This window comes from Bacillus sp. NPDC094077 (assembly GCF_050279465.1).
Lineage (GTDB): Bacteria > Bacillota > Bacilli > Bacillales > Bacillaceae_G > Bacillus_A.
This window is the reverse complement of sequence record NZ_JBNNUF010000011.1, coordinates 125,354-141,683: the sequence shown is the minus strand read 5'-3', so window position 1 is coordinate 141,683 and position 16,330 is coordinate 125,354. Positions and strand designations below refer to the sequence as shown.

Sequence of the window (16,330 nt, the reverse complement as noted above, 5' to 3'; positions counted from 1 at the left end):
AGTAACTTATTAAAGATTAAGAGTCAAAAGATAATTTTAATTCTTTCGTTATCTTCCCCTTCAAACTGCTATATTGTTTTTCATTTGTATCCGCAAATGCTTCTTCTCGATTAGATTCCACGCCCATATAATTCAATTCTTCATTAAATTGTGTCTCTGTAAAATCAAACACCTGTCCATCTATAAGGTTATAAAAGTGCCATACTTCTCCTACTTTCGTCTTTTTAATCTTTCCTCCGTATATATCTTGAACGACTAGAGCCGTTACACCACATTGTCCCTTTGCTGGATTCTCAATCGTCCACTTTGAACTTGTTTCAATCGACCATGATTTTATTAACGCTTCATATATTTGTTTTTTCTTCACATTATCCATTCTCAGTTTCCCCTGACATTAATAGTTTTACACATCATATTGCAAAAGAGGTAGTAGTCGCTCTTTAAAAACCGTTGATGGTGTCTCCCCGATTAGCTTTGCTCCCATTTTCAAGTAATACCCTTTTGCATTCGGATCACTATCAATCGTAAAACTCTTTAATCCTAGTTCATTTGCTTGCTCTATTACAAACTTCCAAAGTATTTTTCCGTAGCCTTTCCCTTTAAAACGAGGATGAATGTATAGGAAATCGAGAGCATTTTCATTACGTAAAAATGAGAAAAATCCAATCTTCGTATTATCATTTTCTAAAACATATACAAAATTATTTTTTATGTACTCTTCTGTAATTGTTAAATCTTCCTTACAAGCTAAAATAAATTCTTCACTATAATTCCACGTTGCTTTTGAATGTAGTGCAAGTTCACTTAATTCATTTGCTTCTCTTAATAATGCTTCTCTTATCTTCATGATTCTTTCTCCTCACCTTCGATATGTAAACTAATAAAATGATTCGGAAAGTAATTTAAAAAACCTTTATTTTCATAGATTAGAGGTAATTTTTATAAATCTTTATTATAAAGCTACAACGGCTCACCGTTATATGGGTAAGTACAGTTTTTAACAATTTATTTAAAGAAAAAGAACGCCATTCCTGAAAATTGGCGTTCTTTTTTCTAAATTTAACCCTATAGGGCACTTTATATTTGTAACATATTGTAGTGAGCTTCAAACTCCATCACTCGTTTTACTATTTCTTATGATACGCACCTATACAGTTTCTACTACCGCTTCAAGCATTGTTCCATTTTTAGCATAATTCGTATGCCAAGAAAAGGCTTTTTCTAAAACATGAGGAGTTTGTCCACCCCTTGTTTGTGCTTCTTCGTAATAAGCTCGTAGTTGGTCACGATACATTGGATGTGCGCAATTCTCAATAATCAGTTCCACTCTTTCCCTTGGCGCCAGTCCCCTTAGGTCAGCATAGCCCTGTTCAGTGACGATAACATCTACATCGTGTTCAGTATGGTCTACATGAGATACGAAAGGAACGATACTTGAAATGTTACCACCTTTCGCAATGGATTTAGTAACAAAGATAGCTAAGCGTGCATTTCTTGCAAAATCACCAGAACCACCAATACCGTTCATCATTTTTGTACCTAAAACGTGAGTAGAGTTGACATTTCCGTATATATCTAATTCTAAAGCAGTATTAATCGAGATTAATCCAAGGCGGCGAATGATTTCAGGATGATTGGAAATCTCTTGCGGGCGCATCATTAATTTGTCACGATATTTTTCAAAGTTGGAAAATACTTGTTGCATTTTCTCTTCAGAAAGCGTGATGGAGCAGCAGGAAGCAAAATGGACTTTCCCAGCATCCATAAGATCAAAGACCGCATCCTGTAAAACCTCAGAATACACTTCTAAATCTTCAAACTCCGAATCTAACATTCCATGCAGGACTGCATTGGCCACTGAACCAATTCCCGATTGTAACGGTGCTAAACTATTTGTTAATCGGCCTATTTTTACTTCTTTTCGAAGGAACTCTATTAAATGCTGTGCCATAATAACAGTTTCTTCATCTGGAGGAACAATTGTCGATGGTGAATCCAGTTGGTTCGTAAACACAATTCCCTTCACTTTTTCAACATCAATCGGAATACCGATTGTTCCAATTCGATCATCCGTTTTCACGAGCGGAATCGGGAGCCTTTCCCCCTGTTTACCTGGTTCATATAAATCATGCAGCCCCTCTAGTTGTGTAGATTGAGCCATATTCATTTCAATAATAACAGACTTAGCATTTAGGGAAAATGCCAAGGAATTTCCAATTGAGGTGGTTGGAATAATCATTCCGTCCTCAGTAATCGCAACCGCTTCCAAAATAGCGAAATCTACATCCATAACGTCAGCGCGAAGTAACTCCGCTGTATGAGACAAATGCTGATCCACAAATAAAAAGTCTCCATTATTAATTCCTTTTCGCATAGTCGCATCGGCTTGGAAAGGCAATCTTTTCCCTAAAATTCCTGCCTCAGCAAATAATTTGTCTACATCCGAACCTAAGGAAGCCCCAGTATAAACATTTACTTTAAAAGATTTATCATTCTTAACTCGGTTCACCAGCGCAAATGGGACTGCTTTCACATCACCTGCACGTGTAAACCCACTTAAGCCTAAAGTCATTCCACTTTGAATCCAGGAAGCCGCTTCTTCAGGTGTAACTACCCGATCCTTCAGGCGTTGATCCCTGATTCTATCCAAATTATTCTCCATATGTAATCCCTCTCCTAATAAATATTCATAATTATTTTACACATTAACACCATCAAAATAGGGATTTTGGTATACAATGCCGAAAATTCAGATAAAACAGCAAATCTAGGTTCTAAAGCAGAAAAATCTAGAATCCTAGAATCTTGCGAAAATAACTGGCATATGATTGACTAACTGGTACCCTCTCCCCATTATCCATCGAAAGTAAAAAAGTAGAATGGGTATCAGGATAAATCGCTTTAATATGATTAACATTTACAATAAATGAACGGTGGCATCTAATAAATGAATCCTTCGGAAGCAAGTATTCGAATTCTTGCAGAGAGTATTTATGTGTTCCTGATAACTCTTCTGAATTCACATACGTCTTTTTATCTTTCGCCTCTAAATACATGACCTTTGAAAAAGGAACCGGAATCCAGCCGTCTGTTGTTTTTAAGGTAACGACTGACTTTCCATCTGTTAAAGCTGGATAAATTGCCGTCACGCAACCTTCAAGCTTTCCATTATTTGAAAATGGTACGGCCATTCCATGATAAGGAATACCAAAAACATCCCGGTTAATAAACTCAGAGGCTTTTTGCTTCGTCACCATTGCTTTATGGGCAATCGTTCCTTCCTTTATAGGATCCCCGACGCTAATCTTTAAATCAATTCGTTTACTTGGCCGATAGTAGATATATTCTTTCGTATTCGAAACGGCAATTGAAATTTCATCTGAAAATAATTCACCAACAACATCCAGTAGTAAGCCTAATGTTTTATCTTCCATACTATTAACACCTCATTCACTATTATACTACTATTATGAACAGGCATCTGTCGCTTTATAAAAAGTTTGATTAGAAGTTATTCTTAAAATCTTGCAACTACAACCGTCTGCGTTATGTCCAATTTCACATTTTTTAAATCAAAACTTTTAACACATTATCCGAAAGAAGTCTCCTTCCTCAAGCGTGTGAAGGACGATAATCCAACGGTAGGTGGGAAATGAATTTCGGTTTTGTGTAGCCAAAAAAATTGGTTTTTCTATTTTATTGCTCCGTTTCCTCAAAAAACCTCACTTCAGAAAAAGTGAGGTTTCTTCTCATACAATATGTCCATCTAACCAAAAAATCAAATCTTTAAACACTTCATCTCTATTCACTTCATGGAACATTTCATGCCTTCCATTTTCATATAAACGTAGTGTCACGTCTTTCACACCACATTTTTTATAGTTTTCATAAACTTCTTTTACACCTTTTCCCATATCCCCAACAGGATCACGATCACCAGAGAATAAATGTATTGGAAGATTTTTTGGCGTCTTCTTGTATTCTTCTAGTTTATTTACTTCTAATACACCAGAAAATAATTCTCGATAAAAACTCGTCGTACAAATGAATCCACATAACGGATCCGCAATATATTTATCAACTTGATTAATATCTGAAGATAACCAATCAAATTTTGTACGATTTGGTTTAAAGTGCGAGTTAAAGTTTCCGAAAGATAAAAAGTTTAGCATCGGACTTTTCGTTTTCGCTCCGCGTAGTTTCATCTCAATTGTCGCTACTTTATGACCAATTACTCCTAAAAACCCTGGGTTTCCGCCAGTTCCTGAAATAAGAAATCCATCATATAGTTCTCCTCTAAGTTGTACAGCGCGTCTTGCTAAAAAAGAGCCCATACTATGTCCAAGTAAAAACAATGGACACGTCTGCTCTTCTTTTATCATTTCCGATACAAAGATAACATCAGAAACAGCCTCATTCCAACCTACATTTGGCTCAAAATGACCATAGTCTTCTTCTTTTTTTACTGTTTTCCCGTGCCCTTTATGATCATGCGCATAAACACCATACCCTGCTTCCAATAAAGCATCAATACATTCTGCATACACACCTGCATGTTCTGTCATACCATGTGCAATTTGAATAATCCCTTTTGGTTCACCTTCTGGTAACCACTTGCGTAAATAAATTTCCGATCCATCCAATGCCGTAACGAAACTTTCCTGTACGTTCATTTCGTCAGCCCCCAAATCTATTATGTATCTCTAAAAAATGAATGTGGATTCATTTTTCTTATTATGTATTATATGCAATTGCTTCCATTATGACAAATGCCTTATTTTTTATTATCTTTCCAACTATTGTCTTGACGGATTTAAAATAAAATTATATAGTTACTAACATAAAGTAATTAAAATATTTTTAGGAGGTTTCTATTATGATGCCATCACTATTTTTAGCACATGGTTCACCAATGCTTGCTATTCAAGATACAGATTATACACGTTTTTTAAAAACACTTGGAGAAACATTTAAACCGAAAGCAATTGTTATTTTTACCGCTCACTGGGAAAGTGAAGTATTAACAATCTCCTCATCAGATGATGAATATGAAACAATTTATGATTTTGGAGGTTTTCCCCCTGAGTTATACGAAATCAAATATCAGGCGAAAGGCTCTTCTAGCATTGCCTCTATGCTAGAAACAAAATTTAAAAACAAAGGTATTCCAGTCCATCATAATATGACGAGAGGTTTAGATCATGGTTCATGGACACTCCTGCATCGCATGTATCCAGAAGCAAATATTCCTGTCGTACAAATATCAGTAAATCCATTCCTTCCTGCGAAAGAACAATTTGAAATTGGAGAAGCACTAAAAGGACTTGGACAAGAAGGTATTTTAGTAATCGGCAGCGGAGTTACTGTTCATAATTTACGAGCCTTAAAATGGAATCAAACTACCCCTGAAAAATGGGCAATTGAATTTGATGATTGGATTATAAAACATATGCAGACTAACGATAAAGATGTATTGTTTAATTGGGAGAACAATGCGCCTCATGCACAATTAGCAGTACCAAGAGCAGAGCATTTTGTTCCTTTATTTATCGCAATGGGAAGTGGTGTAAATAACGGCGAAGTCATTCACCGTAGTTACGAGCTTGGTACATTAAGTTATCTTTGCCTTCAATTTTAGTGAAAAAGGATGAAGCAAATATTGCCTCATCCTTTTTCACTAAGTTAACTAACTTCCAAATGTTGTTTCTCCGATACCTCTTCGTTCTTATTATGGAAATAAACCCAAATACACGCAATGAATAATAATGATGATGTAGAGAAGAAAACATATTGGAAGCCTGCATGAGCTGCAATTTGTCCCCCGAGCACTGGACCAATCATATTTCCTAAAAACTGAAACGACTGATTATATCCAAATATTCGTCCCGTAACATGGGTTGGTGTATGTTGTTTTAGTAGAGTTTGTACGGAAGGTAATAATCCTGCTTGTGCGATTCCTAATAAAAAGCGAAGAATTAATAGTTGCCAAGCTGAGGTTACAAATGCTTGCGGGATAAAAATAATTCCTGCAGCAAACAATGCTACTACTAACGTTTTTTGAGGACCTATATGATCTGATAATCTTCCTAATTTAGGCGCTGCTAAAATAACTGCTAATCCTGTCGCTGACATAACTGCGCCCGCAATTGTTTCAATATGTGCTGTATGAGGGCCAACTAAATTTTTCACGTACAATGTAACAATTGGCTGAACAGACATATTCGCAAGTTGAATAATAAATGTTGTTACAAATAAACTAATAATTAAATGTTTTGCTGGGACCATCGTCCATACTTTTTTTTGCTGTACCTTTTTTGCTTGAGCAGATTGATTTTCTTCATGTAGGAAGAAAAAGACGATGAGGAAGGAAAGGAATAAAAAAGCTCCTGTAACAAGAAAGACATGGCGCATTCCAATTAACTCAGACAAATATCCTCCAAGTAATGGCCCAAGTAAAGAGCCGCTCACGCCACCAGTTGAAATTGTAGAGATTGCCCAACCTGAATGCTCTTTCGGAGTTTCTGCTGCAATAAATGTCATCGCCGTTGAAAGGAAACCAGATACTGCTCCCATCAAAAATCTTAGTGCGACTAGTTGATACACGTCCGTTACAAACCCCATAAGCGTCATAATAATCGCCATGCCAAGGCTAGCACGAATAAGCATCAATTTCCGTCCATGTATATCACCAAGCTTTCCCCATATCGGTGATACAATCGCACCCATTAGAAATGTTACACCAAATGCAAGTCCCGACCACTGTGCAATACTAGAAGTGCCAGTCACCCCTAATTCCTCAATATAAAAAGATAAAAAAGGAATTACTAAACTCATACCGGCTGCAGTGGTAAAACAACCTAGCCAACAAATCATTAAATTTCGTTTCCAGTTGGCCATTTTCACACCTTCTTTCATTCGATACCCATTCTACACCTTTTTTTGTAAAAAGTTTAGTAATTTGCTTTACGCGTAATATTAATTACAAATCCCGCTATTTCCTAGCAAAAACCACTTAAATTCCACATTTTTTTCATAATAAAACCAACTCCCCTATATGGAGTTGGTCAATTATCTTCTATCGGTATTAAACGAGCATGACAACATCGCTCATAAAACTCAATCGGACCCGCTTGTCCAATAATTGCATATTCATATCCATCTTGCTTCATATTATACAAACAATGATGCAACAATTCCCTCCCTACCCCTTTCACACGATTTTGTCTCGCTGTACCCATCGGACCAAACAATGCTTTCTTTCCTCTCACTACATCGTAACAAGCGAAACCTACTATCACTTCTTCTTGTTCAGCTATATAAATAGGTAAATTTTCTTTATATGTGCGAAATCCATAATCTATTGAATGTAACCAACGTTTACCAAATTCATCCCTAACAAAACGTACTAATTTTTCAAAATCTGAAAAACTAGCTCTTCTAACATTACAAGCTAAATTATTATAAATCGGAATAAAGTTTTTTAAATCAACCGCTAAATCTCTTGGTTCAGCTGTAATACGTAATACATCTTTTTGCATTTGTGTATGTATAGCTTTGTCAATAACAGTATCTACACGAAATAATGCATATATAACATGTCCTTCATTGATTAATACTTGCTGAAAACGTTCCATACGTTTCTTCGCTATTTGTAAAATTTCTAGCGTCTTACAAGATAATTTATATTCCCCTATTTTTATATACTCTTGATCATTTAAATCAAATATTTTTTGTAACGAAAGTTCTTTTAAAAAATCCGCACCCACTTTACGAAACAAATACATATATAACTCGCCGCAAACTCCAGTACCTTCTTTACACATGCCGATAAACAGATGAACTGGCTGAATGATATAACATTCAGTCTCTTTTGCTGCAATCTCCAACATTTTATGTACACGTTTTGTAAATTGAAATTCCTCCATACGCATCTCCATCCTCTACTACTTTACTAACAAGCCGTAACCATAAATAATTGAAACAATTATTCCAACCACCAATATACCTGGAAGTAAATTCGCCACTTTAATTTTAATAAATCCAAGTAAGTTTAATCCAATGGCGAATATCATAATACCGCCCGTAGCTGTCATTTCCACTATAAATTGATTCATTAATTCTTTCGGGACAAAACTATTGATCTGTGTTGCAAAAATGGCAATACCTCCCTCATATAAAATAACTGGAATCGCTGAAAATACTACGCCAATTCCTAGAGTTGTCGTTAATATAATAGAAATGAATCCATCGATAATCGCCTTTGTGAATAAAATATCATGATTTCCGCGAATCCCACTGTCCAATGCACCAAGTATCCCCATTGCGCCAATTGCAAAAATAAGAGTAGCTGTTACAAATCCTTCTGATATGCTTCCTTTCCCTTCCGATCCAACTTTATTTTCTAACCAATCCCCTAAACGTTTTAACTTTTCTTCTAATTGTAGCCATTCCCCGATTACCGTACCAATAACTAAACTTAGTATCACAACAAGAAAGTTTTCACTTTTTAATGCCATTTGAAGTCCAAGTACAGTAACCGCTAAACCAATCGCGTGCATTATCGTCCCTTTCATACTCTCTGGAATTGTACTAAATAATTTGCCAAGTAAAGTACCAAATATAATACAAATCCCATTTACAACTGCTCCTAATATAACCATTTCTCATTCTTCACCCTTCGAATTCTTTATTTCTATATTTTGGTTTACACATTGATTTACAGGTTATCTATATGTTAACTTAATATTGTGAATATTAACAAATGATTTTCACTTCTATAACCCGTTTTTTTATAACTATACATATTTCGATAACTCCCTTTAGTGGATTGATTTTAATCTAATTGCGGAAGTTTTCAATAGCGGGATAAACTCAAAAGGGAAGGTATATATGAAAACTTTACTAAAACGATTTCTGTTAATAGCCATTTTCATTACACCAATTGTTTTATTAATCAATTACTCTTTTATTTCAAAAGCGAAAGACAAACCCGATATAAAAAACACATCGAGTAAAACAGCTTCAAAAAGCGAAAAGAAAATAGAAGACCCTGAGATTACACTCACCTTCTCTGGTGATACAATGTTCGATTGGCAATTACGTCCTGTAATCGAAAAAAATGGGGCTGATTACCCATTCCAACATGTAAAAGAAGAAATAACAAAAGCTGATATTTCTTTTGTTAATTTAGAGTCGGCATTTACAACGAGAGAAAAGAAAGCACCTGGGCAACTGTTTTGGATTAAAAGTGATCCATCTACACTACAAGCTATTAAAAACACTGGATATGACATCGTAAATATTGGGAATAACCATACACTTGATTATGGGCAAGATGGATTATTAGATACCATCTCTCACGTAGAAAAGTTAAAGTTCCCTTACATTGGAGCCGGAAAAAATGCAAAAGATGCATATACAGCACGAGAAATCACTGTAAAAGGGAAAAAATTCAAATTCCTTTCCTTCGTTCGATTTATGCCTGATTCTAATTGGGTAGCTGGTGACAATAAACCTGGCGTTGCAAATGGTTATGATTTAAATCTTGTAACAAAAACAATTAAAGAGCAAAAACAAGATGCAGACTATTTAATCGTCTATATGCATTGGGGCGTTGAAAAATCAAATCGTCCGGTAGAATACCAAAAACAATATGTACCAAAAATGGTTGAAGCAGGGGCTGATGCTATTGTCGGAAGTCACCCGCACTGGTTACAAGGATTTGAGTATTATAATAAAGTTCCTATCGCTTACTCATTAGGTAACTTTTTATTCCCAAGTTATGTGAATGGAAAAAGCGCCGAAACTGGCGTCTTAACTTTAACCTTTAAAGGAAAAGATGTCCAAATGTCATTCAATCCTTACATCATTCGCAACAACCAAGTTTCCCCTGTAAATGAGGAGGAAAAGAAAAAAGCTCTACAATATTTACAAACGATTTCAACTGATGTAGAAATTAATGCTACTGGGAAAATAATAAACAAACGCAACTAAAACAGCACGAGATCCTTTTCTCTGTAACATACATTACAGAATAGGTGATGAGCATGCTGAAAAACTTATTAGAAAATATAAGTCTGATAGGAAACGTATATAAAATATCTATAGCAGTTCTGCTTTTATGTTCCTTTTTTTCTATTAGACTACTAAGAAAAATAAAGGAAGAAAGAAAACTTTCTCCCTTTGAATTTACAATGTACGTAATCATTCGTATTGCGATATTTTTTTGGTTAACTAGCTTTATCCTTCTTGAATATGGGGAGTATTTAATTTAACTATAAAAAGATAGAACAAGCAGTATTTCCCTTGCTTGTATCTATCTTTTTTCATTTCAAATAAAGTTACATGTTTATTTTTTCTACTAAATAAGCAAATCAAACAAAACAGGATTTTTATTAAGCTCCACAAATTGAATATTATTTTCTTTAAAACGAGTAATTAATTGCTCATAATCTTCTTTATGTTTTAATTCTACTCCGACTAGTGCTGGACCATTTTCTTTATTATGTTTCTTAATGTACTCAAATCGTGTTATATCATCTTCTGGCCCTAATCCTTTATCAAGAAATTCTCTTAGCGCTCCCGAACGCTGCGGGAATTCAATGATGAAGTAATGCTTTAGTCCTTCATAAATGAGCGAACGTTCTTTCATTTCTTGCATTCTATCAATATCATTATTTCCACCACTCAACGTACATACAACTGTTTTTCCTCTTATTTCATCTCTGTATAGATCAAGCGCTGCAATAGAAAGCGCTCCAGCAGGTTCAGCTACAATTGCATTTTTCTTATACAATTCTAAAATCGTCGTACAAACCTTTCCCTCTGGTACTAAAACAATGTCATCAATGACATCTTTACAAGTTTCAAATGTTAACTTCCCTGCTTTTTTGACAGCTGCTCCATCAACAAAACTATCTATTTTCTCTAATGCTACATTTTCGTTTTGAAGAAAAGCCTCTTTCATAGATGCAGCCCCCATCGGTTCTACACCAATGACCTTTGTAGCTGGACTAACACCTTTCACATATGTACCTACACCCGATGCTAATCCACCACCGCCGATTGCTGTAAAGAGATAATCAACTGCCTTATCCATATCGTGCATAATTTCAACAGCTACCGTTCCTTGCCCTGCAATCACATACGGATCATCAAACGGATGCACAAATGTCATCCTATTTCCCTCACAATAGCGCTGTGCTTCTTGAAAAGCACCATCAAATGTATCACCAACTAACATGATTTCTGCAAAGCTACCACCAAAAAATTGAACTTGTGATACTTTCTGTTTTGGTGTCGTTGTTGGCATAAAGATTTTCGATGGAATATTTAATAAATTACACGTATACGCAACTCCTTGTGCATGATTGCCAGCACTTGCACAAACAACACCATTTTGTAATTGTTCTTTCGACAAACTTTGAATTAAATTGTATGCACCGCGAATTTTGAAAGAACGAATCACTTGCAAATCTTCTCGTTTAATATACACCTCACATTCGTATTTTTCAGATAAAACCTTATCTCGTTGCAAGGGCGTTTTCATGACGATATCCTTCATACAGTTATGAGCCATAAGGATATCTTCAATCTTCACTCTCTCCTTCACATTTTGCACCATTTTCTACCATCCTTATCTCTTTTATTTTGACTCAATCAAAATTCGGCACCTTTAAAACTGCACCTGTATTCGCCGATGTTACCATCTGAGAGTATCGTCCAAGCCATCCCGTTTTCACTTTCGGTTCTGGTCGTTTCCATTCTTTTTTACGTTTTTCTAATTCCTCATCACTCACTCTTACTTCTAGCAAGCGTTCCTCAACATCAATACATACAATATCCCCTTGTTCAAGTAGTGCGATTGTTCCACCCGCAGCTGCTTCTGGTGAAATATGTCCTACCGAAATACCACGTGAGGCACCTGAGAAACGTCCATCCGTTAATAATGCAACCTCAGCACCTAATCCCATACCAGCAATTGCTGATGTTGGTGCTAACATTTCAGGCATACCCGGTCCGCCTCTTGGCCCTTCATAACGAATGACAACTACATCTCCTTTTTTTACTTTCCCAAGCATAATGCCGGCAAGTGCCTCATCTTGTGAATTAAAAATAACGCAAGGTCCCTCAAATCGTTTTACTTCGGTTGCTCCGCTTTTAATAACCGCTCCATCTTTCGCTAGATTTCCTTTTAAAATACGTAAGCCTCCCTCTTCACTATGAGGGTTTTCGAGAGAATGAATAACTTCCTTATCTTTAATCTCTGCATGAGCAATGTTTTCTCTTAATGTTTGCCCAGTAGCCGTAATACGGTCTAAATGAAGTACCCCTTCTTTTCTACTCATCTCTTTCAAGATTGCACTAATTCCGCCCGCTCGATCAATATCTTCCATATGCCAGTTAGAAGCTGGACTTACTTTACATAAATGCGGTACACGTCTTGAAACGGCATCAATTCGGCTCATATCATAATCTAGTCCCGCCTCTTGTGCGAGCGCTAATGTATGCAACACTGTATTTGTTGAACCACCCATCGCCATATCAAGTGCAAATGCATCATCAATTGCCTCTTCTGTCACGATATCACGCGGTTTAATATCTCTTTCAATTAAAACTTTTAATTTTTCTGCTGCTTGTTTAATTAACTCTTCACGTCTAGGGTCAATCGCTAAAATACTCCCATTACCAGGAAGGGCTAAACCTAACACTTCACATAAACAGTTCATAGAGTTCGCTGTAAACATGCCAGAACAAGAACCACAAGATGGACAGCCATGATCTTCAATATCCTTTAATTCTTCTTCTGAAATTTTCCCAGATTGATAAGCTCCTACCCCTTCAAAAACGGAACTCAAATCGACAACTTCTCCTTTAGATGTTTTTCCTGCTGCCATCGGTCCACCTGAAACAAACACAGTTGGAATGTTAATACGAAGAGCCGCCATCATCATACCGGGTGTAATTTTGTCACAGTTTGGAATACAAATCATGCCGTCAAACCAGTGTGCATTTACAACCGTTTCTACTGAATCTGCAATAATTTCACGACTCGGAAGCGAATAACGCATACCAATATGGCCCATTGCAATACCGTCATCTACTCCAATTGTATTAAATTCAAATGGGACCATACCTGCTGCACGTACTGCTTCTTTTACAAGTTTGCCAAACTCGTTCAAGTGTTTATGCCCTGGAATAATTTCAATAAAAGAATTACAAATTGCTATAAACGGTTTATCAAAATCTTCATCTTTTAAACCAGTTGCTTTTAATAAACTACGATGTGGAGCCTTATCAAAACCTTTTTTAATCATGTCACTTCTCATCTTGTCAAATCCCCTCTTACGTATTTTTCACTTATAATCTCTCAATCTATTTCTTTACTAACGTTTTCTTTTCTGGCTCGTTAATCCAGCTCATCATTTCACGAAGCTCAGCTCCTACCTTTTCTAATTGATGATTTTGTTCTGCTTTTTTCATCGCATTATACGTTGGACGTCCTGCTTGATTTTCTAAAATCCATTTCTTCGCGAATTCACCTTGCTGAATTTCTGCAAGAACACGCTTCATTTCCTTCTTCGTTTCATCTGTAACAATTCTCGATCCTGTTACATAATCTCCAAACTCTGCCGTATCCGAAATAGAATGACGCATATTTGTTAATCCACCTTCGTACATTAAATCGACAATTAACTTTAATTCATGCAAACATTCAAAGTATGCAATTTCAGGACGGTATCCACCTTCCGTTAATGTTTCAAAACCAGCTTTTACAAGTGCGGTTACCCCACCGCAAAGTACCGCTTGCTCACCGAATAAGTCTGTCTCCGTTTCTTCTTGAAATGTCGTTTCAATTACACCTGCGCGTGTACAACCTACTCCTTTTGCATACGAAAGTGCTACATGTAACGCTGTTCCTGTTGCATCTTGATGCACTGCGACTAATGCCGGAACACCATTCCCTTCTTGGAATACACGGCGAACGAGATGACCTGGACTTTTTGGCGCGACCATCGCTACGTCTACGTAACTTGGCGGATTAATTTGTCCGAAGTGAATATTAAAACCATGTGAGAAAAGTAACATTTGTCCTTCACAAAGATTTTCTTCTACCTCCGTTTTATAAACATACGCTTGTTGCTCATCCGGTAATAACATTTGTACAACTTGTGCGGTTCGAACCGCTTCTGCAACAGACATTACTTCAAATCCATCTGCTTTCGCTACTTCATACGACTTACCAGGACGAACACCAACTACAACTTCCACACCAGAATCACGTAAATTTTGCGCTTGTGCATGACCTTGTGATCCATAACCGACTACCGCAACTGTTTTCCCTTGTAATAACTCTAAATTTGCATCTTTCTCATAATAAGTTTTCATATTCCATACACTCCTTATAATTTGTTTACTTGTAATACATTGATTAATTTTTCCAACTGACTAACGAGTAATGTCGCTTCCTGTTCTGTACAAATTGCTGTTAACTTCATTTCATGTTCACTTAAATTTAATGAAGAAATATAATAACCACGCCGAGCAAAAATACCACTTATACGTAATAACACGCTCGGATCGTTATGAATAACTAGTGAAAAAGTATGAGTCATTCTTCCCACCTCTTCATAATCATTTCGTTATTCCCTTTATTGGGTGGCACCATCGGAAATACGTTTTCTCCTTCTTCTACACAAAAGTCAACTACGACAGGACCTTCGTGTGCGAAGGCTTCTAACATCACCTTTTTCGCCTCGGATGCATTTGTTGCTCTTAGCCCTTTTACACCATATGCCTCTGCGACTTTTACAAAGTCTGGCGATCCAATTTTTGATTCTGACAAGCGATTTTCATAAAACATCTCCTGCCATTGTCTTACCATCCCTAAAAATTTGTTATTTATAATAAATACTTTTACAGGGATATTATGTTCGGCAATTGTTTGTAGTTCTTGAATGTTCATTTGGAAAGAAGCATCACCCGCAATACATATGACAAGCTCTTTTTCTTTAGCAAGCTGAGCACCAATAGCTGCCGGGAAACCGAATCCCATTGTTCCTAATCCACCTGATGTAAGAAAAGTTCGTGGTTTTTTCGCTTTATAAAAATGTGCGGCCCACATCTGGTGCTGCCCTACTTCTGTCGTAACAATCGCTTCACCACTCGTTAATTCACTCACTAAATTGATAACATGTTGTGGTTTTAGCTCTGATTCTGTTTGCCTATATGACAGCGGATGTTCTGCTTGCCACTCCTTTACTTTCGCAAGCCATGTAGTTGTTTCTATATAAGTAGGCAATTTATTTAGCATACGTAATGCCCTTTTCACATCTCCAACAATTGGATATTCGACTGTTATATTTTTATGAAGTTCAGATGTATCAATATCAATATGTACTTTTTTTGAATACGGAGAAAAAAGTTCTAACTTTCCTGTTACACGATCATCAAAGCGAACACCTAAAGCAAGTAGTAAATCACATTCTGTTACCGCCATGTTCGCAGCATATGTCCCATGCATACCGAGCATTCCTAAAAACAATGGATCTCCTGGCGGATATGCACCAAGCCCCATTAAGGTTGAAACGACTGGAATACGATTCTCCCTTGCGAATTCGAAGAGTTCATCGGATCCACCTGAATGAATGACACCTCCTCCGATGTAAAGAAGTGGGCGTTTTGCTTTTGAAATTGCCTTAGCTACCTCTCTAAGTTTCATACTGTCTGGTACAAGTTCTGGTTTGTAGCCTGGAATCTCAATTTCTTCATTAAAGAAACTTGTTACATTTGCATTTTGAACATCTTTCGGAATATCAATTAATACCGGTCCCGGCCGCCCACTTTCAGCGATATAAAAAGCTTCTTGCACAATGCGTGACAAATGATTTACATCACGGACTTGGTAATTATGTTTCGTTACAGGTACTGTAATTCCGACAACATCAGCTTCTTGAAATCCATCTTTACCGATTAAAGGCGTTGCAACTTGCCCTGTAATGACAACTAAAGGAATCGAATCCATATAAGCATCTGCTAAGCCCGTAACTAAATTCGTCGCCCCTGGGCCAGAGGTAGCAAAGACTACCCCGACCTTTCCAGAAGCTCTTGCATATCCTTCTGCCGCATGAATGGCAGCTTGTTCATGACGAGTTAAAACGTGCTTCAAACCACTTCCATATAACGCATCATATACTGGCAAAATCGCTCCGCCTGGATAACCGAAAATGGTCGTTACACCTAATTTCTTCAAACATTGAATAACATGTCCGGCACCTGTCACTTCTTCACACTGTAATTTCTCACATGTTGTATACTGTTCCTCCATTTC

At 36.7% G+C, this 16,330-nt stretch carries 16 protein-coding genes; 3 read left to right on the top strand and 13 right to left on the bottom strand.

The window, feature by feature from the left end; all coding sequences use genetic code 11:
• Positions 1-16 precede the first annotated feature (16 nt).
• From ACQKNR_RS22605 to ACQKNR_RS22585, 5 genes are all read right to left on the bottom strand, one after another.
• Positions 17-376 carry a YunG family protein gene (locus tag ACQKNR_RS22605; protein ID WP_427320779.1) on the bottom strand — a complete coding sequence of 120 codons (360 nt, stop codon included), beginning with the start codon at positions 374-376 and terminating at the stop codon, positions 17-19.
• A 27-nt stretch (positions 377-403) separates the two neighbouring features.
• Complete coding sequence (locus ACQKNR_RS22600) at positions 404-847, bottom strand: GNAT family N-acetyltransferase (protein WP_427320777.1); 444 nt, start codon at positions 845-847, stop codon at positions 404-406.
• A gap of 300 nt (positions 848-1,147) precedes the next feature.
• Positions 1,148-2,662 carry an acetyl-CoA hydrolase/transferase family protein gene (locus ACQKNR_RS22595; protein WP_427320775.1) on the bottom strand — a complete coding sequence of 505 codons (1,515 nt, stop codon included), beginning with the start codon at positions 2,660-2,662 and terminating at the stop codon, positions 1,148-1,150.
• 127 nt (positions 2,663-2,789) lie between these two features.
• Positions 2,790-3,434: a LytTR family DNA-binding domain-containing protein gene (locus ACQKNR_RS22590; protein ID WP_427320773.1), complete on the bottom strand. Its 645-nt coding sequence runs from the start codon at positions 3,432-3,434 to the stop codon at positions 2,790-2,792.
• A 315-nt stretch (positions 3,435-3,749) separates the two neighbouring features.
• On the bottom strand, positions 3,750-4,673 hold the full coding sequence (locus ACQKNR_RS22585) for an alpha/beta fold hydrolase (protein ID WP_427320771.1): 924 nt from the start codon (positions 4,671-4,673) through the stop codon (positions 3,750-3,752).
• A gap of 203 nt (positions 4,674-4,876) precedes the next feature.
• Here ACQKNR_RS22585 and ACQKNR_RS22580 point away from each other — a divergent pair, with 203 nt between their 5' ends.
• The gene (locus ACQKNR_RS22580; RefSeq protein WP_427320769.1) at positions 4,877-5,638 is read left to right on the top strand and encodes a DODA-type extradiol aromatic ring-opening family dioxygenase; all 762 of its coding nucleotides are present in this window, start codon (positions 4,877-4,879) and stop codon (positions 5,636-5,638) included.
• Positions 5,639-5,682: 44 nt separating this feature from the next.
• Here the strand turns inward: ACQKNR_RS22580 and ACQKNR_RS22575 are convergent, their stop codons facing one another.
• The 3 genes from ACQKNR_RS22575 to ACQKNR_RS22565 all read right to left on the bottom strand — a co-directional run bounded on the left by ACQKNR_RS22575 (position 5,683) and on the right by ACQKNR_RS22565 (position 8,660).
• Positions 5,683-6,897, bottom strand: a complete 1,215-nt coding sequence (locus tag ACQKNR_RS22575) for a multidrug efflux MFS transporter (protein WP_427320767.1) — start codon at positions 6,895-6,897, stop codon at positions 5,683-5,685.
• Between the two features lie 167 nt (positions 6,898-7,064).
• Complete coding sequence (locus ACQKNR_RS22570) at positions 7,065-7,925, bottom strand: GNAT family N-acetyltransferase (RefSeq protein WP_427320766.1); 861 nt, start codon at positions 7,923-7,925, stop codon at positions 7,065-7,067.
• Between the two features lie 18 nt (positions 7,926-7,943).
• Positions 7,944-8,660, bottom strand: a complete 717-nt coding sequence (locus tag ACQKNR_RS22565) for a DUF554 domain-containing protein (RefSeq protein ID WP_427320764.1) — start codon at positions 8,658-8,660, stop codon at positions 7,944-7,946.
• A 229-nt stretch (positions 8,661-8,889) separates the two neighbouring features.
• On the opposite strand from ACQKNR_RS22565, the gene ACQKNR_RS22560 reads away from it, so the two are divergent.
• Positions 8,890-9,993: a CapA family protein gene (locus ACQKNR_RS22560; protein WP_427320762.1), complete on the top strand. Its 1,104-nt coding sequence runs from the start codon at positions 8,890-8,892 to the stop codon at positions 9,991-9,993.
• A gap of 53 nt (positions 9,994-10,046) precedes the next feature.
• Positions 10,047-10,274 (top strand): hypothetical protein, encoded by a 228-nt coding sequence (locus tag ACQKNR_RS22555; RefSeq protein ID WP_427320760.1) that lies wholly within the window; start codon positions 10,047-10,049, stop codon positions 10,272-10,274.
• A gap of 86 nt (positions 10,275-10,360) precedes the next feature.
• On the opposite strand, the gene ilvA is transcribed toward ACQKNR_RS22555, so the two are convergent.
• From ilvA to ilvB, 5 genes are read right to left on the bottom strand one after another with little or no spacing between them, the layout of a single operon-like run.
• Positions 10,361-11,623, bottom strand: a complete 1,263-nt coding sequence (gene ilvA, locus ACQKNR_RS22550; RefSeq protein WP_427320758.1) for a threonine ammonia-lyase IlvA — start codon at positions 11,621-11,623, stop codon at positions 10,361-10,363.
• A 31-nt stretch (positions 11,624-11,654) separates the two neighbouring features.
• Positions 11,655-13,328, bottom strand: a complete 1,674-nt coding sequence (ilvD, locus tag ACQKNR_RS22545) for a dihydroxy-acid dehydratase (RefSeq protein ID WP_427320756.1) — start codon at positions 13,326-13,328, stop codon at positions 11,655-11,657.
• Positions 13,329-13,374: 46 nt separating this feature from the next.
• Positions 13,375-14,388 carry a ketol-acid reductoisomerase gene (gene ilvC / locus ACQKNR_RS22540; RefSeq protein ID WP_427320754.1) on the bottom strand — a complete coding sequence of 338 codons (1,014 nt, stop codon included), beginning with the start codon at positions 14,386-14,388 and terminating at the stop codon, positions 13,375-13,377.
• 14 nt (positions 14,389-14,402) lie between these two features.
• Positions 14,403-14,615, bottom strand: coding sequence for an ACT domain-containing protein (locus ACQKNR_RS22535; protein WP_427320752.1), 213 nt, complete (start codon positions 14,613-14,615; stop codon positions 14,403-14,405).
• Positions 14,612-16,327 carry an acetolactate synthase large subunit gene (gene ilvB / locus ACQKNR_RS22530; protein WP_427320750.1) on the bottom strand — a complete coding sequence of 572 codons (1,716 nt, stop codon included), beginning with the start codon at positions 16,325-16,327 and terminating at the stop codon, positions 14,612-14,614. Before ilvB ends, ACQKNR_RS22535 begins: the two co-directional genes overlap by 4 nt.
• Positions 16,328-16,330: the final 3 nt, after the last annotated feature.